General features: G+C 69.7%; 18 protein-coding genes and 2 pseudogenes. 10 read left to right on the forward strand and 10 right to left on the reverse strand.

The window, feature by feature from the left end:
- Positions 1–157: 157 nt before the first annotated feature.
- From ESZ52_RS07860 to ESZ52_RS07885, 6 genes are all read left to right on the forward strand, one after another.
- Positions 158–688 carry a PadR family transcriptional regulator gene (locus tag ESZ52_RS07860; RefSeq protein ID WP_131104444.1) on the forward strand — a complete coding sequence of 177 codons (531 nt, stop codon included), beginning with the start codon at positions 158–160 and terminating at the stop codon, positions 686–688.
- Complete coding sequence (locus ESZ52_RS07865) at positions 685–1,362, forward strand: ABC transporter ATP-binding protein (protein ID WP_131104445.1); 678 nt, start codon at positions 685–687, stop codon at positions 1,360–1,362. Before ESZ52_RS07860 ends, ESZ52_RS07865 begins: the two co-directional genes overlap by 4 nt.
- The gene (locus ESZ52_RS07870) at positions 1,359–3,287 is read left to right on the forward strand and encodes an FtsX-like permease family protein (protein ID WP_131104446.1); all 1,929 of its coding nucleotides are present in this window, start codon (positions 1,359–1,361) and stop codon (positions 3,285–3,287) included. Before ESZ52_RS07865 ends, ESZ52_RS07870 begins: the two co-directional genes overlap by 4 nt.
- 325 nt (positions 3,288–3,612) lie before the next feature.
- A complete protein-coding gene (locus ESZ52_RS07875) occupies positions 3,613–4,851 on the forward strand; it encodes an Nramp family divalent metal transporter (RefSeq protein ID WP_131106510.1) in 1,239 nt (412 codons plus the stop codon).
- A 28-nt stretch (positions 4,852–4,879) separates the two neighbouring features.
- The gene (locus tag ESZ52_RS07880; RefSeq protein ID WP_131104447.1) at positions 4,880–5,551 is read left to right on the forward strand and encodes a metal-dependent transcriptional regulator; all 672 of its coding nucleotides are present in this window, start codon (positions 4,880–4,882) and stop codon (positions 5,549–5,551) included.
- 188 nt (positions 5,552–5,739) lie between these two features.
- Positions 5,740–6,042: a DsbA family protein gene (locus ESZ52_RS07885; RefSeq protein WP_238154406.1), complete on the forward strand. Its 303-nt coding sequence runs from the start codon at positions 5,740–5,742 to the stop codon at positions 6,040–6,042.
- 40 nt (positions 6,043–6,082) lie between these two features.
- Here the strand turns inward: ESZ52_RS07885 and ESZ52_RS07890 are convergent, their stop codons facing one another.
- On the reverse strand, positions 6,083–6,511 hold the full coding sequence (locus ESZ52_RS07890) for a heavy metal-responsive transcriptional regulator (protein ID WP_131104448.1): 429 nt from the start codon (positions 6,509–6,511) through the stop codon (positions 6,083–6,085).
- An 86-nt stretch (positions 6,512–6,597) separates the two neighbouring features.
- Between ESZ52_RS07890 and merA the strand changes: the two genes are divergently transcribed.
- The gene (gene merA, locus ESZ52_RS07895) at positions 6,598–7,962 is read left to right on the forward strand and encodes a mercury(II) reductase (RefSeq protein ID WP_131104449.1); all 1,365 of its coding nucleotides are present in this window, start codon (positions 6,598–6,600) and stop codon (positions 7,960–7,962) included.
- A 99-nt stretch (positions 7,963–8,061) separates the two neighbouring features.
- Positions 8,062–9,016, forward strand: a pseudogene (locus tag ESZ52_RS07900) (arsenic resistance protein).
- Positions 9,017–9,083: 67 nt separating this feature from the next.
- Here ESZ52_RS07900 and ESZ52_RS07905 read toward each other — a convergent pair.
- The 9 genes and pseudogenes from ESZ52_RS07905 to ESZ52_RS07945 all read right to left on the reverse strand — a co-directional run bounded on the left by ESZ52_RS07905 (position 9,084) and on the right by ESZ52_RS07945 (position 16,365).
- Positions 9,084–9,683 carry a cadmium resistance transporter gene (locus tag ESZ52_RS07905; protein ID WP_131104450.1) on the reverse strand — a complete coding sequence of 200 codons (600 nt, stop codon included), beginning with the start codon at positions 9,681–9,683 and terminating at the stop codon, positions 9,084–9,086.
- Positions 9,680–10,039 (reverse strand): Cd(II)/Pb(II)-sensing metalloregulatory transcriptional regulator CmtR, encoded by a 360-nt coding sequence (cmtR, locus tag ESZ52_RS07910; protein ID WP_131104451.1) that lies wholly within the window; start codon positions 10,037–10,039, stop codon positions 9,680–9,682. Before cmtR ends, ESZ52_RS07905 begins: the two co-directional genes overlap by 4 nt.
- Before the next feature lie 356 nt (positions 10,040–10,395).
- Positions 10,396–11,313 carry a cation diffusion facilitator family transporter gene (locus ESZ52_RS07915; protein WP_131104452.1) on the reverse strand — a complete coding sequence of 306 codons (918 nt, stop codon included), beginning with the start codon at positions 11,311–11,313 and terminating at the stop codon, positions 10,396–10,398.
- Complete coding sequence (locus ESZ52_RS07920) at positions 11,310–13,304, reverse strand: heavy metal translocating P-type ATPase (protein ID WP_131104453.1); 1,995 nt, start codon at positions 13,302–13,304, stop codon at positions 11,310–11,312. The genes ESZ52_RS07915 and ESZ52_RS07920 overlap by 4 nt, the downstream gene beginning before the upstream one ends.
- Positions 13,301–13,729, reverse strand: a complete 429-nt coding sequence (locus ESZ52_RS07925; RefSeq protein ID WP_131104454.1) for an ArsR/SmtB family transcription factor — start codon at positions 13,727–13,729, stop codon at positions 13,301–13,303. The genes ESZ52_RS07920 and ESZ52_RS07925 overlap by 4 nt, the downstream gene beginning before the upstream one ends.
- Positions 13,730–13,786: 57 nt before the next feature.
- Positions 13,787–14,404 (reverse strand): vitamin K epoxide reductase family protein, encoded by a 618-nt coding sequence (locus ESZ52_RS07930; protein WP_131104455.1) that lies wholly within the window; start codon positions 14,402–14,404, stop codon positions 13,787–13,789.
- Entirely contained in the window at positions 14,385–15,044 is a 660-nt protein-coding gene (locus tag ESZ52_RS07935) for a DsbA family protein (RefSeq protein ID WP_131104456.1), read from the reverse strand. The genes ESZ52_RS07930 and ESZ52_RS07935 overlap by 20 nt, the downstream gene beginning before the upstream one ends.
- A 151-nt stretch (positions 15,045–15,195) precedes the next feature.
- A pseudogene (locus ESZ52_RS07940) lies at positions 15,196–15,752 on the reverse strand (cadmium resistance transporter).
- 112 nt (positions 15,753–15,864) lie between these two features.
- On the reverse strand, positions 15,865–16,365 hold the full coding sequence (locus ESZ52_RS07945; RefSeq protein WP_131104457.1) for a signal peptidase II: 501 nt from the start codon (positions 16,363–16,365) through the stop codon (positions 15,865–15,867).
- Between the two features lie 938 nt (positions 16,366–17,303).
- Here ESZ52_RS07945 and ESZ52_RS07950 point away from each other — a divergent pair.
- Positions 17,304–17,900 (forward strand): TlpA family protein disulfide reductase, encoded by a 597-nt coding sequence (locus ESZ52_RS07950; protein WP_131104458.1) that lies wholly within the window; start codon positions 17,304–17,306, stop codon positions 17,898–17,900.
- Positions 17,897–18,643: a cytochrome c biogenesis CcdA family protein gene (locus ESZ52_RS07955; RefSeq protein WP_131104459.1), complete on the forward strand. Its 747-nt coding sequence runs from the start codon at positions 17,897–17,899 to the stop codon at positions 18,641–18,643. The genes ESZ52_RS07950 and ESZ52_RS07955 overlap by 4 nt, the downstream gene beginning before the upstream one ends.

Here is an 18,643-nt window from a genome sequence, read left to right on the forward strand (position 1 = left end):
CCGGAGGTCAGGTGACGCCCTGCGGCATGACAGTGCGTTTTCCCCAGGGTGCCAGGTGACGGGATGGCGTATGCCTTGCCTCGCGGTTCGTGGTCTGATCCAAGCCGCACGCGTCGCTATACACCTCAGGTATATAGCGTGTGTATAGTCAAGTCTCATGAGCGCCTCACACGCCCTTCTTGGGCTCCTGGAGCAGGGTCCGGCCTACGGCTACACCCTCAAGCACGACTACGACGAGCGTTTCGGGTACGAGAAGCCGGTGGCCTTCGGTCAGGTCTACTCCTCGTTGGGGCGATTCGAGCGGCAAGGCTGGGCCGAGGTGCTCGACATAGAGACCGGTGCTGGTCCGGACCGGAAGCGTTACCGGATCACGCCCGACGGGGTCGGGGTTGTCGACGAGTGGGTGCGAGAACCCCAGGCCCCCGGGGTCTTCTCGACCTCGACGCTGTTCGCGCGGGTGTCTGTCGCGCTCATGTCGGGCAGGAACGCGGTGGCGGTCCTGGAGTCGCAACGGCACAGCCACCTGGCGCGGATGCGTGAGCTGACTGCCCAACTGACTAATGCTGACGCTGCCCGGGTGTTGGCCCTGACCTACGAACTGGCTCACCTGGACGCCGACTTACGCTGGATCGAGGAGTCCGGCCAGCGGCTGGATGCTGCCCGTGCGGTGCTAGGTGGTGGCGCGTGAGCGCGGCGGTAGAGGCCCGCGGCCTGGAGCTTGCCTACGGACAGACTCCAGCGCTACGGGGGGTCGACCTGGAGATCGGGCTTGGGGAGAGCGTTGCTCTGATGGGGCCGTCAGGTTCGGGGAAGTCGACACTGCTCCACTGCGCGGCCGGGATCTTAGTTCCGGATGCGGGGACGCTGCAGGTGCTGGGCACCGACGTGGCCTCGATGGGGGAGTCGGCGCGGGCACGCTTCCGGCTGGAGCACCTCGGCCTAATCTTCCAGTTGGGTGAGTTGGTCTCCGAGCTGACCCTGGAGGAGAACGTCATGCTGCCCCTGCAGCTGCTCGGACGCTCACGGCAGGAGGCCCGGACCGAGGCCGCGGAGATGCTCGACCGTCTGGGCGTGGCCGAGGTCGCGGGACGTCGGGCCGGTGAGGTCTCCGGCGGTCAGGCTCAGCGGGGCGCGGTGGCCAGGGCCCTTGCCCCTCGCCCCCAATTGGTGCTGGCAGACGAGCCGACCGGGTCGCTTGACACGGTCGCGGCCGACGCCGTCATGGCCGCGCTGGTTGAGACCTCGCACGACCTGGGCTCCACCTTGTTGGTCGTGACCCATGACCACCGGGTGGCGGCATACTTGGATCGGCACGTGACGATCACTGACGGTCGAGTACTCACCACCGCGGGGACCCGGTGAGCCGGTCGCAGGAAGCCTTCGCCCTGGGGTGGCGCCTGGCGCTGCGCACGTCGGGGCACGCACGCCTACGTGCGGCCGCCCTGGCCGGGGCGGCTGCACTAGGCACGGTACTAACCCTGGCCGTGCTCATGATCGGCCGCGCCGTCCGACTGGCGCCCCCGGGCCCCATTGCTAACGACGGCGCCGGACCGTGGTGGCTGGCTGGTGCCGTGCTGGCCATCCTCCTTCCTGTCGTGGTGCTGGTCGCCACCGTGGCCAGGCTCAGTGCCGCCCTGCGCGAGCAGCGCAACAGCAGGCTGCGCCTGCTCGGTCTCACACCCGGACAGACCAGGCTGGTCAACCTAGGAGAGAGTGGTGTTCTCGCCCTCGCCGGGTGGCTTGCCGGCCTGCCCCTTACGTGGCTGGGTCGGCCTCTCCTGGCGGTCTCCGGGATCGGTGGGCGGCGATATCAGCTGACCGACCTCGGTCCGGGCTGGCTCGAAGTGCTCATCTCCCTGTTCGTGGTACCCGTCCTCGTGGCCGTCATAGCCACGTCCACCAGCACGCGGGGGCGACGGGCGCTCACTACTGCGCGAGGAGCTGGCGGAACGCGGCCCGGCTGGTGGCGGGTCGTGCCCCTGCTCGCCGGGGTGGGCATGCTGGTCATGGCCCGACGCAGTCCGAGGCCTACCGACCTGCAGCCCGGCATGCGGAACGAACTCGTCCTCGGTGGGATCGCCGTGCTGGCCCTGGGCATCATCCTGGTCCTGCCCGTGGTGGTGCGCTACCTGGCCGCCTGGCTGGTGCATCGAGGCGGGCCGGTCAGCACCGTCGCCGGACGTCGACTGCAAGCCCAGCCAGGGGCCCAAACCCGGGTGCTGTCAGCCCTGCTGGTCGCGCTGTTCCTCGCCACCGGCGCCCAAGGGGTCGTCGTGACACTCCAAGACGTGCCCCAATACGCCATACCCCGCCACCACGCGACCGTAGAGGCCAGCACAACACTGCACGTCCCAGCCGGTTCTACCGCAGAGAAGATCGCTGCCAGGGCCAGGACGGTGCCCGGGGTCCGGGACACGGTGGTCACGCACGTTATGACTGCCTCTTGCGACAGTAGCTCGCCGCTGTGCGACTTCCTCCAGGTCAACGTCGCCTCCTGTGAGGCGGTGCAGCAGCTGGCGCCCGGCACCACCGGCTGCCGCGACAACCGAGCAGCCTGGATCGATCAGCCCTTCGACATGCCCGGGCAGCCGGACGCGCTGACGATCAGCCTGCACCGTGAGGATGCCGACGGGTTTCCCACCGGGTCGCCGCTGGCCCAGGTGCCGCTTGCCCGCGCCGACGTGGTCCAACTGCCGGTCGACGCCTCAGACCGGCTCAACGGACCCATCCTCGTCCCCGCGGGACTCCCCGGCGTGCAGGAAGGGTTGGCAGCCGGCGGGTATGCCGAGGTCCACGTGACCTCCGACCCCCGCCGCGACCTCGTGGAGGCGATGAGGGCCGCCGACCTGCAGGTGTCGAGCTTCTGGGACATGGGCGAGATGGATCGGATCCAGCGGACGATCGACACGGTCCGTCTGGTCGGCGCGCTCGTCCTCGTCCTCGGCCTGACCAGCTGCGCGGTCGGTGCGCTGGACCGTGCCCTCGAGCGTCGCCGCGAAGTGGTGCGGCTCCAGCTGCTCGGTGTCCCAGCCCGCACCCTCACGTTGAGCCACTGGCTCGAGGTTGCCGTGCCGATCCTGCTCGGCGCTGGTCTGGCGCTTGGGCTCGGCTGGCTCGCGGGCGACAGCTACTTGCTGCTGGTCGGCGAGGACGAGCGTCTGCGCATCGCCCCCGACTTCATGTGGCCGATGATCGCAGCCGCAGGATTCGGCAGCCTCCTCGTCGCCTGGGCCACATCGCTCGCCGCCAACCCAAGAATCCGCCCCGAACTCATCCGCGCCGCCTGAACACCCCACCACCGAAGTTCCAGAGTCCATGCACCCCTGCTCAGGTAGGCCCTTCGGAAAAGCAGGCTCGCGGATCCCCACGCGCGCACATCGGCACGGCCGCCCGCGCGACCGGCGGCAGATGAGTGCGTCCAAGCAGCCCGCAAGCGCTCCGGCGGTGGGGCCCGGTGGCCATGTATGGCTAACGGGCGGGAGTCGAACCGTGACTGCTGTGTTGGCGAGGTCTGCTGGGCTACGCCCTCCCACCTTGAGGACGAAGTTTCAGGTAACTTAACTTTTCGTGGATCATAGGGCCGAGGTCGACGCGGCCGGGACCAGTCGCCGGGTGGGCGGGGGAGACGCGGGCTGGGTCGGTCGTCAGCCGCTGCCGTGGTTGTTGGGGCCGGCGTTCGTGGCGGCCGTGGCGTACGTGGACCCCGGGAACGTGGCGGCCAACCTCACGGCGGGCGCGCAGTACGGCTACCTGCTGGTGTGGGTGCTGGTGGCCGCGAACGTCATGGCGGTGCTGGTCCAGTACCTGTCAGCGAAGCTGGGTCTGGTCACAGGGTCGAGCTTGCCGGAGATGCTGGGCGAGCGGCTTCCGCGCGGTCGCCGGCTGGCGTTCTGGGCCCAGGCCGAGCTGGTCGCTGCAGCGACCGACCTGGCGGAGGTGATCGGCGGGGCGATCGCGCTGCACATCCTGTTCGGTATACCGCTGCTGGTGGGAGGGGTGATCGTGGGGGTCGTCTCGATGCTGCTGCTGGCCGTGCAGACGTACCGGGGCCCGCGGCACTTCGAGTTCGTCGTGACCGGGCTGCTGGCGGTCATCACGGTCGGGTTCGTGACCGGCCTGTTCTTCGGTCCGGTCGACTGGGGCGAAGCGGCCGCAGGCGTGGCGCCCAGGTTCGAGGGCAGCCAGACGGTGCTGCTGGCCGCCAGCATGCTGGGGGCCACCGTGATGCCCCATGCGATCTACGCCCATTCGGCTCTGGCGCGGGACCGGCACGGCCATCCACCGCCGCGGGCGGCTCTGCCGCAGCTGCTGGTCGCCACCCGGTGGGACGTGCTGCTCTCGTTGCTGGTGGCGGGGTCGGTCAACATCGCGATGCTGCTGCTGGCTGCGGGCAACCTGGCCGGGGTGCCGGGCACGGACACCATCGAGGGGGCCCACGAGGCGATCGTCTCGGCGCTGGGGCCGGGGGTGGGCATCGCGTTCGGCATCGGGCTGCTGGCCTCCGGGCTGGCGTCCACGTCGGTGGGCTGCTACGCCGGCGCGGCGATCATGGGTGGACTGATGCGCGTGCGGCTCAGCGTCTTCACCCGTCGACTCATCACCCTGATCCCGGCACTGGTGATCATCACCGCCGGTGTCGACCCGACCTGGGCGCTGGTGCTATCCCAGGTGCTGCTGAGCCTGGGTATCCCGTTCGCGTTGGTCCCGCTGGTCCGGCTGACCGGCGACCGGGCCGTGATGGGGGCGTTCGTCAACCGTGCGGCGCTGAGCTGGGCCGCCTGGGTCGTGGTCGTCCTGATCGTGGCGCTCAACCTCGCGTTGCTCGTGCTGACCGCGACCGGGTCCGGCTGATCCGGGGGACCGTGACTAGCCTCGTGCCATGCAGCTGAGCGAGATCACCCCGGTGGCCCAGGATTATCTGAAGGTCATCTGGTCGGCGACCGAATGGGCAGATGCGCCGATCACGACGACCGGCCTCGCGCGGCGCATGCGGACCACGGCGCCCAACGTGACCGACACCCTCAAGCGACTGGCTGCTCAGGGGCTGGTGGACTACACGCCGTACAGGCCGGTGGTGCTGACCTCTGTGGGGGAGCGGTATGCGGTCGAGATGGTTCGCCGTCACCGGCTCCTGGAGGCCTTTCTGGTCCGGTGCCTCGGTTACCGCTGGGAGGAGGTGCACGAGGAAGCGGAGCAGCTCGAGCATGCGGTCTCCGACACCATGATCGAGCGGATCTCCGAGCAGCTCGGCCATCCCGAGGTCGACCCGCACGGAGACCCCATCCCGAGCGCCACGGGAGAGGTGCACCGGCCCGCCGGGGCGGCTCCGCTGGCCGAGGTGGAGCAGGGCGAGTACGTCGTCGTCCGCGTCTCCGACAGCGATCCGGGAGTACTGGTCCGGATGCGGGAAAGGGGCATCGTCCCGGGTGCGCACCTGCGCGCGGGGACCGGTGGCGTCGTGCGCGCGGCCCAGCCGGGTCGGCGCCGGGCGGCGCTGGCGGCGGAGGAGGTCCGCGCGATCTGGGTGGTGCCCACCGGCCCGAAAGCTTGATCGGGCTGAGCTGGCCGTGGCCGGCCGGCACCTTGACTGGGCCTGGCTCTGATCAGAGGCTTATCAGCCTGAGCGGGTAAGGTCCGCGGCTGGCGGGTCGTCGGTTGCTCCGGTGCCGCCCTTGACCATGACCGTCGGTCGGTGTCTGTCCTTGGGAGTGTCTTGTGCGCAACGTGGTCGTCTCTGGCGTGTTGATCGCCGTCTTCGCGGCGGTGGTCGGCATCGCTGTTCTCCTCACCGGCTCCTCCGCCGGGTCCGGTGGTGCGGACGCGGCGGGTGCCGGGTCGGTTCCGGTGGTGCGCGAGGACGGCCATGTCGTCGACGATGCCGGTGAGGGGGCGCCGGTGCTGGTGGAGTTCCTGGACTTCGAGTGCGAGGCGTGCCTGGCGGCCTACCCGCTGGTGGAGCAGGTGCGGCAGGAGTACGCCGGGGAGCTGACGTTCGTGGTGCGCTACTTCCCGATCGATGGGCACCCCGCCCAGGCTGGGTGAGACATACAACCGAGTCTCCGGACATCCCGGGGCGGCTCATTCAGCTGCTGCTGGAGGCGCGGTCGGTCAGCTGGCTGGTCGGGATGGCATGGCAGACGTGCTGGGGGAGGCACTGGCCGGGATCCAGTGTGATCGCGCGTTGGCTGAGCCGGTGCACATGCTCGAGCAGGTCACTGAGGGCTGTGATGCGTGCTTGGAGGGCGGTGGCGTGGCTCTCCAGTATGGCAGCGACGTGCTGGCAGGGTGCTCCGCTGGCCTCGCGCGCTGAGATGATATCGCGGATCTGAGCGAGGGTCAGGCCGGCGGCCTGGGCTGCCTTGACGAACGCGAGACGGTCGACCGCACTGGTGTCATACGCCCGGTAGCCCGATGCTGTCCGGTCGGGCGCGGGCAGTACGCCGGCCGTCTCGTAGAACCGAATGGTCTTGGGGCTCACACCGGTGTCCGCGGCCAGCTCTCCGATTCGCATGTCTTGACCGTACGCCCTTGACCTCCCAGTGCGCTGGAAGGCTTACGGTCGAAGCGAGCGGGGTGTCACCGAGAGAGAGGTAGGCCATGGAGTACGACCTGATCGTGATCGGCACCGGAGGTGCGGCCATGGCCGCCGGGATCGAGGCGCGCTCCCGTGGCAGGAGTGTGCTGCTCATCGAGCATGGTCCACTCGGCGGCACCTGCTTGAACGTGGGCTGCATCCCGAGCAAGAACCTGTTGGCCGCCGCCGGTCAGCGACACCGCGCCTTGGCCAGCCGGTTTCGTGGCGTGCCCACCAGCGCTGAAGGCGCGGTGGTGGGCGAGCTGATGACCCAGAAGCAGGAACTCATCGAGCATCTGCGCCAGACGAAGTACGCCGACGTCGCCGAGGCCCACGGGTTTCCGATCATGTACGGGCACGCGCAGTTCCTCGACGAGCAGAGCCTCCAGGTCGGGGACCGGACGTTGCACGCGGGGGCGTACGTCATCGCGACCGGAGCAACCCCGCATGTCCCCGACCTGCCTGGTATCGGTGAGGTTGACTACCTGACCTCGACCACCGCCATGGAGCAACAGGACCTGCCCACCTCCATGGTCGTGCTCGGCGGTGGGTACGTCGGCTTGGAACAGGCCCAGCTGTGGGCACACCTGGGCGTCGACGTCACCCTCGTGGGCCGAGTCGCCCCCTACGCCGAACCCGAGGTCGCTGACGTGCTCCGCACCGCTTTCCAGCAGGAGGGCATCACGGTGCTCGAGGAATACGGGCGGGAAGTGGCGCCTCACGCCGGAGGGGTCATCGTCACCACCGACAGCGGCGTTCGAGTCGATGGCCAGCGGTTGCTGATCGCCACCGGCCGCCGCGCCAGCACCAGCGGTCTTGGGCTGCAGGCCGCCGGGATCGGCACCGACGCACGCGGATTCATCCTCGTGGATGAGAACCTGCGCACGACCAACCACCGCGTGCACGCCGCCGGGGATGTCTGCGGTGCCCCGCAGTACGTTTACGTCGCCGCGAGGACTGGCCGGGTTGCCGCGGCCGGTGCGCTGGGTGAGCCCTCCACGGTGGACTACCGCGGCCTGCCGGGGGTCACCTTCACCACTCCGCAGGTGGCCAGCGCCGGACTGACCGAAGCCCGCGCCCTTGAGCTTGGCCACGACTGCGACTGCCGAATCCTGGGCGCGCAGGACATTCCGCGCGCACTGGTCAACCAGGACACTCGGGGGGTGCTCAAGCTCGTCATCGACGCCCGGACCCGCAAGGTCCTGGGTGTGCACGCCGCACTTGACGGCGCCGGAGAGCTCATGCTCGCCGCGACGTACGCCATCAAGTTCGGGTTGACCGTCGAGGACCTGGCAGACACCTGGGCGCCCTACCTCACGATGAGCGAAGCCCTCCGCATAGCGGCCGGCCTGTTCCGGACCACCATCCCCACCAGCTGCTGCGCCTGAACAACGCTCACGCCGAGCGTGGACCCGTACCCAGGCACGAGTCGCCGGTGCGGGCCTCTTTACGCTGGCACCGTGCCGTTGACCCCCTTGATCCAAGCGATGGAGCGCCACCAGATTGGCCTGTATCTCCTCGCCATCGCAGGTGGAGCGATCCTTGGCTGGTCGCTGCCCGCTGCCGCCGCGCCTCTTGAGAACGCCATCACTCCCGTGCTCGGGCTGTTGCTGTTCGCCACGTTCCTGGGGATCCCGTTCTCGGCGATCGGTCAGGCCGTGCGCGATGTGCGCTTCATGGCCACGATCCTGGTCCTCAACTTCGTCATCGTTCCCGCCGTGGTCTTTGCCCTGTCGCGGTTCGTGGCCGACAGCCCGGCCCTTCTGGTCGGTGTGCTGCTGGTGCTGCACCCCGTGCATCGACTACGTGATCGTCTTCGCCGGGCTGGCCGGCGGCTCCAGTGAGCGCCTGCTCGCGACAGCGCCGCTGCTCATGCTGGCCCAGATGCTGTTGCTGCCCTTCTACCTGCTCCTCTTCGTCGGGCCGGAGCTCGTCTCGGCCATCGAGCCAGGCCCCTTCCTCGAAGCGCTCATCGGGCTCATCATCGTCCCGCTCACCTTGGCGGCTCTGACCCAGTGGTTGTCCCGCAAACAGGCAGCCGGCAAGACCGTGATGACCGTTATGCAGGCGATGATGGTCCCGTTCATGATGGCGACACTGGCCGTGGTGATCGCCTCGCAGATCCACGCAGTTGGGCAAGAGGTCACCGCCCTGTTGGCCGTCGTCCCTCTCTACGTCGCCTTTCTGGTGGTGATGGTTCCCCTCGGGATGGCGTGCGCACGAGTCGCGCGGCTCGACTCGGGAAGCACGAGGGCCGTGATCTTCAGTGGCGCCACCCGCAACTCCCTAGTGGTACTCCCGCTGGCGCTGGCCCTGCCGGCGCCCCTGAGCCTGGTTCCGCTCGTCGTCGTCACCCAAACCATGGTCGAGCTCCTCGGCATGGTGATCTACGTCAAGGCCATTCCACGCCTGGTCGCCTCGGAGCCGATTCTGCGGAACTGATCCAATGGTTGACGCGCCGTGAAAGTCCATGGGCATCCGTACCGCAACCGTTGCCATAGCGTGCTTGTCAGAAGCCAAAGGCTCCGCCACCGACCAGGATGGCGATGCCCAGCCCGATCAGGACAATGGGGAACAGGATGTGCTCCCACCGTTCGAGGACCTCCGCGATCGGGGGGCGGGTGGCCACGAACTTCGCCAGCACGACCAGGACCGCGACCAGCACGAGGAAGACGATGCAGTAAGCCACCACGGCCGCTGGTCTCACGCTGAGGAAGACCGGGACGTAGACGCCGATATTATCCCCGCCGTTGGCGAAGGTAACCCCGGCGACGGTCCACACCGCGACGTTCTTGCCGGCGACTTTCCCGGCGTCATCATCGTCCTCGTTCCCGCGCCAGGCCTCCCATGCGGCCCACAGACCCAGGGCCAACGGGATGAGTCCGAAGTACGGGATGACTGCCGGGGGCAGGAACGCGTCCGCGCCCAGGGTGACGAGCACTGCCGCACCGAGGATGCCGGCGAACCCCAGGTACTGGCCCAGCACGATCCGGGCCGTGGTCCCGGGCCGTCCTGCGCCCCGGGCGAAGAACAGCGAGAGCACGATGATGTCATCAATGTTGGTCGCGATGAACAGGCCGATCGCCTGCAGGACCCAGGACAGGATCATGCGCCTGCCTCGGTGGCGCAGCATCCGGTGATCGAGCAGGCCAGATCGAGACACGGGGCGTTCTCGTCCACTGCGAGGGTGACGTCAATCAGCGCGGTCAGCGCCCGCGCTAGGTGCGGGTCCGCGATCTCATAGCGTGTCCGGCGGCCTTCGGGCTCGGCGACCACGATGCCGCAGTCGCGCAGGCAGGTCAGATGGTTGGACACGTTGGAGCGCGTCAGGCCCAGGTCGCGCGCCAGCTCCGCCGGGTAGGCCGGCTGCTCGAGCAGCACCAGCAGAAGTCGTGACCGGGTGGGATCGGCCAGCGCCCGGCCCAACCGGTTCATCACATCCAGACGAGAAGCAATGGTCAGCACACGCTGAACCATACAGCAGAGACTGAATCGATACGGTGATTGCAGCACCTACCCGATGAAGCCCGAGACGCCGGCCGTCGCCACTGCGGAGTAACGGTGCACAACCGCGTGGTCTGCGTGTCCGCGCCTCGGTACGGGGCCTAAGGTCTGCAAGGGCACGACGGTTGTGCGCCCCTCCTGCAGCCCGAGCCTCACTGTGTGCCGAACCCAGCGCCGCATCGCAGGCGGTCTGATGATCCCCTTCGGTTCTGCCGCATCCGCCGTACGTTCTAGATCTGGGAGACAACGCCAGGCTTGCCGCCAGCCCTAGACGACGTCGACGTGCTGCGGGAAGCCGACGACCAGTGCGAACGCCTTCAGGCGTGGGCTGCATGCTCGCGTTCGGCGTGGCCCGGTGGTTGGAGCTGGAAGGTGGAGTGCTCGATGCTGACGGTGAAATGGGCCGCGACGCAGTCCTGGAGCGAGGCGAGCATCTCGGCGGCGTGACCGTCGGTAAAGCACTCATCGTCCAGGACGACGTGGGCGGTCAGCACGGGCAGACCGGTGGCGATGGTGGAGGCGTGCAGATCGTGCACGTCCTGCACGTGCGGGACGGTGAGCAGGTGTGCGCGCACGTCGTCCAGGTCCAGACCCTTGGGGGTCGACTCCAGCAGGATGTGCCCGGCCTGGCGCAGGATGGTGATCGCCCGGGGCACGATGAGAGCGGCGATGAGCATGCCGGCGATGGCGTCGATGCGGACCCACCCGGTGGTCGCGATGACCACCGCGCTGACGATAACGGCCACCGACCCGAGTGCGTCGTTAACGACCTCCAGGAACGCGGCGCGCATGTTCAGGTTCGCGTTCCGGCCAGAGCTGAGGGCGAGCATCGAGGCGATGTTGCCGGCCAGGCCGACGATGCCGAAGAAGAGCAGTACGCCGGTGGAGCTGATCTCCGGGGGGTCATAGAGCCGGCGGACGCCTTCGACGAAGGCGTAGACCCCGACCCCCAGGAGCACGGTGGCCTGGGCGCCTGCGGCGAGGACCTCGGCCCGGCGGAACCCCCAGGTCCGGGCCGGGGTGGGCGGGCGCAGCGCCAGCGACGCGGCGACCAGGGCCATGAGCAGACCGGCAGCGTCGGTCAGCATGTGCCCGGCGTCGACCAGCAGGGCCAGGGAGCCGGTCCACACCGCTCCGATCACCTCGGCGACCAGGATGGTCACGGTGATCGCGAAGGCGACCGCCAGCCGGCCCCGATGGCTGGCCGCCGACCCGTGGTCGTGACCTGCGCTCATGCGGTCGCTCCTTCCAGTGGGACGGGATCCGCCGGGGAGTGCGCTGGGGTGGCCAGGTGCCTGGCGCGGCCGGCACGGACGCCGTTGGCGATGACCAGGACCTCGGCCAGCTCGTGGATCAGCACCACGGCCGCCAGGCCGAGCACGCCGAGCAGGGCCAGCGGGATCAGGACCGCGATCAGGACCAGGGACAGCACGACGTTCTGCAGCATGATCGCCCGGGTGCGGCGGGCGTGGTCGAACGCGAACGGCAGCAGCCGCAGGTCATCGCCCATCAGGGCCACGTCGGCGGTCTCGATCGCCACGTCGGTGCCCATGGCACCCATCGCGACGCCGACGTCGGCGGTGGCCAGCGCGGGCGCGTCGTTGACGCCGTCGCCGACCATCGCCGTCGCGCCGTGGCCGCGCAGTCCGGTGACGACCTTCGACTTGTCCTCCGGGCGCAGGTCGGCGTGCACCTGCTCGATCCCAGCCTCAGCGGCCAACGCCGCGGCCGTGGCGTGGTTGTCGCCGGTGAGCATGGCCACGGTGTAGCCGCGGTCGCGGAAGCGGGCGATGACCTCGGCCGCCTCGGGCCGCAGCTCGTCCCGGACGGCGATCGCGCCGACCACGTGGCCGTCGACCTCGACCACGACCGCGGTCGCGCCCGCCTGCTGCATACCCCTCACGTGCCCGGTCAGCGCACCGGGGTCGACCCAGTCGGGCTTTCCCAGCCGGACCCGGGCCCCGTCCACGGTGCCGACCAGGCCCGCACCGACGACGGCTTCGACGTCCTGCGCGGCGGGCACCCGGCCGGTGGCGGCCAGGATCGCAGTAGCGAGCGGGTGCTCGCTGCGCGCCTCCAGCGCCGCGGCCCAGGCCAGCACCCGCTCACGGTCGGTCCCGGGGGCGGTGGCGACGTCGATCACGACTGGCTGGTTGCGGGTCAGGGTGCCGGTCTTGTCCAGGGCGACGGTGCGGACCTTGCCCAGGGCCTCCATCGCGGCGCCGCCCTTGACGAGGATCCCGCGGCGGCTGGCGGCGCCGATCGAGGCGACGCTGGTGACCGGCACCGAGATCGCCAGCGCGCACGGGGAGGCCGCGACCACCATGACCAGGGCCCGGTGCACCCAGACCGACGGGTCGTCCAGCAGCGCGCCCAGAACGGCGGTCGACGCCGCGGCGATCAGGATGCCCGGTACGAGCGGGCCGGCGATCCGGTCGGCCAGACGCTGGGTGGTGCCGCGGCGCGACTGCTCGGCCTCCACGACGTGCACGATCCGCGCTAGGGAGTTGTCCTGGGCGGTGGAGGTGACCTCCACCTCCAGTGCCCCGGTGCCGTTGATCGACCCGGCGAAGACGTCCTGGCCCGGCCCGGTCTCCACCGGCATCGACTCACCGGTGATGGCCGAGGTGTCCAGGGTGCTTCGGCCGGTCCGCACGGTCCCGTCGGTCGCCAGCCGCTGCCCGGGCCGCACCACCATCACGTCCCCGAGCACCAGCTGCGCCGGGTCCACCGCGAGTTCCTGACCGCCGCGGAGGACGCTCGCCTCCTTGGGTACCAGGTCCAGCAGGGCCCGCAGACCGTGCCGGGTGCGGGCCAGAGAGTACTCCTCCAGGCCTTCGCTCAGGGAGAACAGGAACGCCAGCGCCGCGGCCTCCTCGACCTGTCCCAGCAGGGTCGCCCCGACCGCGCCGATCGTCATCAGCAGGCCCACGCCGAGCTTGCCGCGCGCCAGGCGGCGCAACGCGCCCGGCACGAACGTGGAGCCACCCACGAGCAGCGCCGCCGCGGCGAGCACGAGACCGACGGTGTCCCATCCCGCGAGCCCGGCAAGAAACCCGGCCAGCAGCAGCGCACCCGAGAGCAGCCCCAGCTGGACCTCCCGCACCTGCCACAGCTTCGTCGCCGGCTCCTCGACCTCTCCTGCCCGAGCCGGCGGACCCGTGACCACCTCGCACCCGCACGCGTCCACCGCCACCTCCCGCTGCGGCGTCTTCGGTCCGCTCACGCCCCCGGCTCCTGCCCGGCGTGGGTGCGCAGCTGCTCGGGGGCCGGGTTCCCCCCGGTCCCCACGCCATAGTTCGGGCACAACGCGACGGCATACCCGGATGCCGCGAGCAACCGCTCCGCCGCGTCGAGCACGCCCAGCAGCTCCGGGGCGCTGGTCAGCGAGAACATCGAGGCCCGACCCTCCGGGCGCGAGACCACCAGGCCGCAGTCCCGCAGGCACGCCAGGTGCGCGCTCACCGTGGACTGCGCCAGCCCCAGGTGCTCCGTCAGGTCCCGCACCCTGTGCTCCCCCAGCGTCAGGTGCTGCAGGATCGCCAACCGCGACGGGTCCGACAGACCGTGGAACAGCGCCGCCGCCACGTCCAGTCCCTCGCCCCGTGAACTATCGTCCGGTATGCGCCCACTCGTTGATGTCATCGTCATAAGCCGATGATAAACCATGGCAACGGTCTGGTTCGGGGATCCGTCGGGCTACTCAGCTCAGATAAGCGTGACCCAGTACTCCCAGAACTGGACGCCTATCAGGGCTGCGATGACCAGCACCCAGGCCACCACGAGGCTGGTCGCATAATCCGCCACCCACCGCGGAAGCGCCCCTGCGCGGGACCACCGGGCCAGCACCGCGACGAACGCGGCCACGGTGACCACCCAGACCACCATGCAGTACGGGCACAGCGCGCCGATGCGGTAGACGCTCTGGAAGATGAGCCAGTGCACGAACACCGCCCCCAGCCCCGTACCCACGGTCAGGCCGACCCAGTACCAGGACGGCAGCCGGGCGCCGCTGAGGATCGTGACGGCGACGGTGACCAGCGCGGCGAAGCCGGCCACGCCCAGGATCGGGTTAGGGAACCCGAACACCTCCGCCTGGGCGGTGCTCATCACCGACCCGCAGCTCAGCAGCGGGCTGATGCTGCAGCTAGGCACGTAGCCCGGATCGGCGACCAGCCGGATCTTCTCCACCAGCAGCACGAACGCGGCCGACAGACCGACCCAGCCGCACACCAGCAGCACCCAGCCGACCGCCGGTGCCACCGGGCCGCCGTGCTCCTGGGGCGGGGCGGTGAGCTCACCCGGCTCAGCCGTTGAGAGCTGCATCGATCTGAGCCCGGAAGTCGTCCTCGGAGGTCGGCCGCAGAAGCTCACCGTCCAGGAAAAAGGTCGGGGTACCCTGCACGCCCAGTGCCATGCCGTCCTGCCGGTCCTGCTCCACGCGCTGCTGGGCCGCCGGGTCCGCGACAGCCGCGTCGTAAGCCTCCATGTCCAGCCCGAGATCCTCGGCGAACTCACGGAACAGCGGCGCCTTGGACTCCTGCTGCTCACCCCACTCGGTCTGCGTCTGGAACATCCGCGCGTACATCTCCTCGAACCGACCCTGCTGCGCCGCAGCCTCGACCGCCACCGCCGCATTCATCGAGTTGGCGTGGCTAGGAATCGGGAAGTACCGCACCACGAACGTCAGCTCCCCGGCGTACTCCTCACGCACCTGCTCCACGAACGGGTACGCGGCCCCACATGCCTCGCACTCGAAGTCGAGGAACTCCACCAGCACCGGCGCCTCTTCACCGGCATCCGAGAGCACGTGGCTGTCCTTCCTCACAACCGACACCGCCGAACTTGTCGAAGCAGCCTCCTCGTTGTTGCCCCCAGGAGAGGTGCGGGTCGCGAGGGCGACGACGACCACCACCAGGGCAAAGGCGGCGATCAGCACGCCGGAAACGACCACGTTGCGTCGCATGAGCACTCCTTCACTGACTGACTTGCTGACACCATCTGTTTGACACTGGCAGGTCCCGACCGGCGGAGTCTCGCGCTGCCAATGCTGGCGCAGACAGTACGGTGAGATCCTGGGAAGGGCCCGATGCGCGTCGGTGGTGCACCGTGCGCGCTTACAGGCCGAAGGCTCCGCCCTCGAGCAGGATCGCCACCCCAGGCCGATCAAGACCAGAGGGAAACAGGACGTGCTCCCAGCGTTCCAACACCTCGGCGACCGGCCGGCGGGTGGCGACAAACCTGGCCAGCATGACAAGCACCATAACCAAGGCCAGGAAGACCACGCAGTAGGCCATGATGGCCCCGGTGCCGACGGTAACGTAGACCGGGACGTAGACCCCGATGTTGTCACCGCCATTGGTGAAGGTGACGCCGGCGACCGTCAGGGCGCTGATCTTCGTGTCCGCTCCGAGGTCATCGTCACCGTCCTCGCTGTCGCGCCAGACCTTCCACGCTGCCAGCAGGCCGAGCAGCAGCGGGATGAGGCCGAAGTAGGCGATCGCCGACTCGGGCAGGAAGGTCACCGCGCCCAGCGCGACGAGCACGAGGCGACGAGTATGCCGCCGAAGCCCAGGTACTGACCCACGACGATCTTCCTGGTCGTTCCGCGCTGACCCGCCCCGCGGGCGAAGAACAGGGAGAGCACGATGATGTCATCGATGTTGGTGGCCATGAACAGCCCAACAGCCTGCAGGACAGAAGTGAACACAGGGGTGACTGTCTTCCGGTCGTGCGCGGTGAGTCAGGGGACGGTGGATCAAGGCGCGGCGGGTCCTGGTCAGGGGTCAGCCACGGGTGTCGGTTCGGACCGGGTGCCGTGGTGGGCGCAGCTCGAGCAGCACCAGCAGGACAGCCCCGGTGACGATCGCGGTGTCAGCCAGGTTGAAGGTGGGCCACCACCCGGTGTGCAGGTAGTCGGTGACCACACCGTCGAGTGCCCGGTCGATGAAGTTTCCGAGCGCGCCGCCAAGAACCGCCGCCACGGCGATGACCCGCCACGGCGTCCATGTCGGCGCGGCCCGCCAGGCCAAGGCCGCGATGGTGGCGATGACCAGGCCGGTGACGGTGAGCACCAGCGCGGCTGGCGCGTCAGCGCCCAGCGAGAACGCCACCCCGGGGTTGTAACCGAGAACCAGGTCCACCGGGCCGGCCTCGAGACGCCGGGTGGCCAACGCCCGCTCAGCCCACGCCTTCCCGCCCAGGTCGAGCACGGCCACAGCGCCCGCACCGACACACAGGGCCGCGCGCGTCCGGGCAGGCGTGCGCGCCGGCAGCTGTGCATCCATGTGCGCGCCGTGATTGCTCGGGGTAGATGTCATGCGGCGGCACCGGTCCGCTGCCAGACAGGGGCCGGTTCGGCGGCCGGTGGAGATAGGGGCTGCGCGTTGGTCCGCCCGCCGCGCGCACCGCTGCCGGGGCGAGGACCCGCAGCACGTAGCACTAGGGAGGGCCCGTCACGCTGCGTGGGCAACATCCCGAGCGGGAGGCCCCGGTAGGGTCGCTCGGGTGCTGGTGCCTGCGCCCGGCAAAGGGCCGCGCACCGACCGGGACGGGACCAGTCGCGCGCCGGGGAGCGGGTGCAAGATGTTCCCTGCCTGGACCGCCCCCCACCCCGCCCCCCGTCGCTCGCTCGCAGCGCCCGGCCCGCGGTCCACCCCATCACGACCGACGCCCGGGCTGCGGCCAGGCTATCGGGGCGGCCCACTGGCGACCGCGTGGTCCAGCCCTCCAGTCGCCGACAAGCAGCAACACCTAGGATCGTCACTGCGCGATTGTAGCGGCAGTACGTGATGACAACGGGAGGTAGGGTGACACCGGTGGCCAGGCGTCGGAGGGCCAATCCGCGCAGCGACAACCCGCGGCCTGAGAGGTGAGAGAAAGTGAGCAGCGTAGGCGACCCGCGGTCGACCGAGGGGATAGACGATCCAGAGAGCCGGAGCCCACAGATCGGCACGCTGCTCGACGTCGGGCATGCCGGTGGCTGCCGTGTTCGCGGCCGCCGCCTGGTGGCGTCCTGCCGCACTCGGAGGGTCGTGGACCGGACGTCCACCGCCTGGACTTCGGCGTGGCTGATCCTCGGCCATCCGCGGGTCCGACCACGGCGCGATGACCTCCCTCGCCGACGGCACCGGCACCGTCCTGCCGCCACCTCTCGCCGGGACGTTGATGCCGGTGGCGCGCCATCGGGCACATGTCGCGACGTGCCCGACGGTGAGGTCGTCCGGTGGCCCGCCCGCGCCTCGTAGCCCTTCTTGCCGCGGCGGCACTGGCCCTGACTGGTTGCAGCGGGGAGGGGTCGAGCATCAACGAGCAGATGCGCCAGGGCGACCAGAAGGGGTATGTCGCCGGTGACGGCACCATCCAGGCCTTGATGCCCGAGCAGCGCGAGACCGTGATCACGCTGGAGGGCACCACGTTGGAGGGTGAGCCGTGGTCCTCGGCGGATCACCGGGGCGAGGTCGTGGTGGTCAACGTGTGGGGTTCCTGGTGCGGCCCGTGCATCGAGGAGGCGCCCGCCCTGGAGCAGGTCGCCTCGGACCTGCGCGAAGCAGGTGAGCCGGTGCGGTTCATCGGCGTCAACAGCCGTGACTCGGTACCGAGCGCTCTCGCGTTCCAGCAGGCTTACGGCGTCTCCTATCCGTCGTTGCAGGACGACGGCGGGCGCACCCGTGCCCAGCTCGGTGGGCTGGCGGTGGCGACCCCGTCGACGATCGTGCTGGACGGGCAGGGTCGGGTGGCGGCCCGCGTCAGCGGCCAGGTGGACGCCTCGACGCTGCGCGGCCTGGTCGACGACGTGCTGGAGAGTGGGTCCGCCCGGTGAGTGAGGTCGTCCTCAGCGGGCCGCTGCTGCTGGCTGCGGCGATCGCGACGCTGGCTGGTCTGGTCTCGTTCGCTTCGCCCTGCGTGCTGCCGTTGGTGCCGGGGTATCTCGGTTACCTCTCGGGGATGACGTCGCCCATGTCGAGCGCTGCCGCGCCGGGGCGGTGGCGCCCGATGGTGGGGGCGGCGCTGTTCGTGGTGGGTTTCTCGGTCGTCTTCATCACGATGAGCGTGGTCATCTCCTCCCTGGGGGTGGCCCTGGCGCAGCATCAGGGCCTGCTGCTGCGGCTCGGTGGTGCGATTGTGCTTGCCCTGGGAGCGGTGATGGTGCTGCAGCCGACAGCGTCGGTGTCGGTGCGGTGGCGCCCAATGGCAGGGCTGCCCGGTGCCCCGCTGCTTGGGGTGGTCTTCGGGCTCGGTTTCTCCGCGTGCACCGGGCCCGCCCTTGCTGCGATCCAGACCCTCGGCACCTCGATCCTGCCCGGCGATGGTGCGGTCGGCCGGGCGGTCGTGCTCGCGATCGCCTACTGCCTCGGTCTGGGGCTGCCGTTCGTGCTGGTCGCCGCCGGCATGGGGTGGGTCAGCCGCGGGTCCTCCTGGCTGCGTGACCACCACCGGTTCGTGCAGCGGGTCGGCGGTGGGCTGTTGGTCCTCCTCGGCCTGCTCATGGTGGCCGGCGTATGGGCCGAAGCGATGGCATGGGTCCAGACCCGGCTGACCAGCAACTTCAGGACGGTGATCTGA

The organism is Ornithinimicrobium sufpigmenti (assembly GCF_004322775.1).
GTDB classification, from domain to species: Bacteria; Actinomycetota; Actinomycetes; order Actinomycetales; family Dermatophilaceae; genus Ornithinicoccus; species Ornithinicoccus sufpigmenti.

Coding starts and splice junctions, on each gene's coding strand:
- ESZ52_RS07860 (WP_131104444.1), top strand. CDS start 158: ATGAGCGCCTCACACGCCCTTCTTGGGCTCCTGGAGCAGGGTCCGGCC.
- ESZ52_RS07880 (WP_131104447.1), top strand. CDS start 4,880: ATGCAGCTGAGCGAGATCACCCCGGTGGCCCAGGATTATCTGAAGGTC.
- ESZ52_RS07890 (WP_131104448.1), bottom strand. CDS start 6,511: ATGCGAATCGGAGAGCTGGCCGCGGACACCGGTGTGAGCCCCAAGACC.
- merA (WP_131104449.1), top strand. CDS start 6,598: ATGGAGTACGACCTGATCGTGATCGGCACCGGAGGTGCGGCCATGGCC.
- ESZ52_RS07905 (WP_131104450.1), bottom strand. CDS start 9,683: ATGATCCTGTCCTGGGTCCTGCAGGCGATCGGCCTGTTCATCGCGACC.
- ESZ52_RS07915 (WP_131104452.1), bottom strand. CDS start 11,313: ATGAGCGCAGGTCACGACCACGGGTCGGCGGCCAGCCATCGGGGCCGG.
- ESZ52_RS07925 (WP_131104454.1), bottom strand. CDS start 13,729: ATGACGATGACATCAACGAGTGGGCGCATACCGGACGATAGTTCACGG.
- ESZ52_RS07930 (WP_131104455.1), bottom strand. CDS start 14,404: ATGCAGCTCTCAACGGCTGAGCCGGGTGAGCTCACCGCCCCGCCCCAG.
- ESZ52_RS07935 (WP_131104456.1), bottom strand. CDS start 15,044: ATGCGACGCAACGTGGTCGTTTCCGGCGTGCTGATCGCCGCCTTTGCC.
- ESZ52_RS07945 (WP_131104457.1), bottom strand. CDS start 16,365: ATGGATGCACAGCTGCCGGCGCGCACGCCTGCCCGGACGCGCGCGGCC.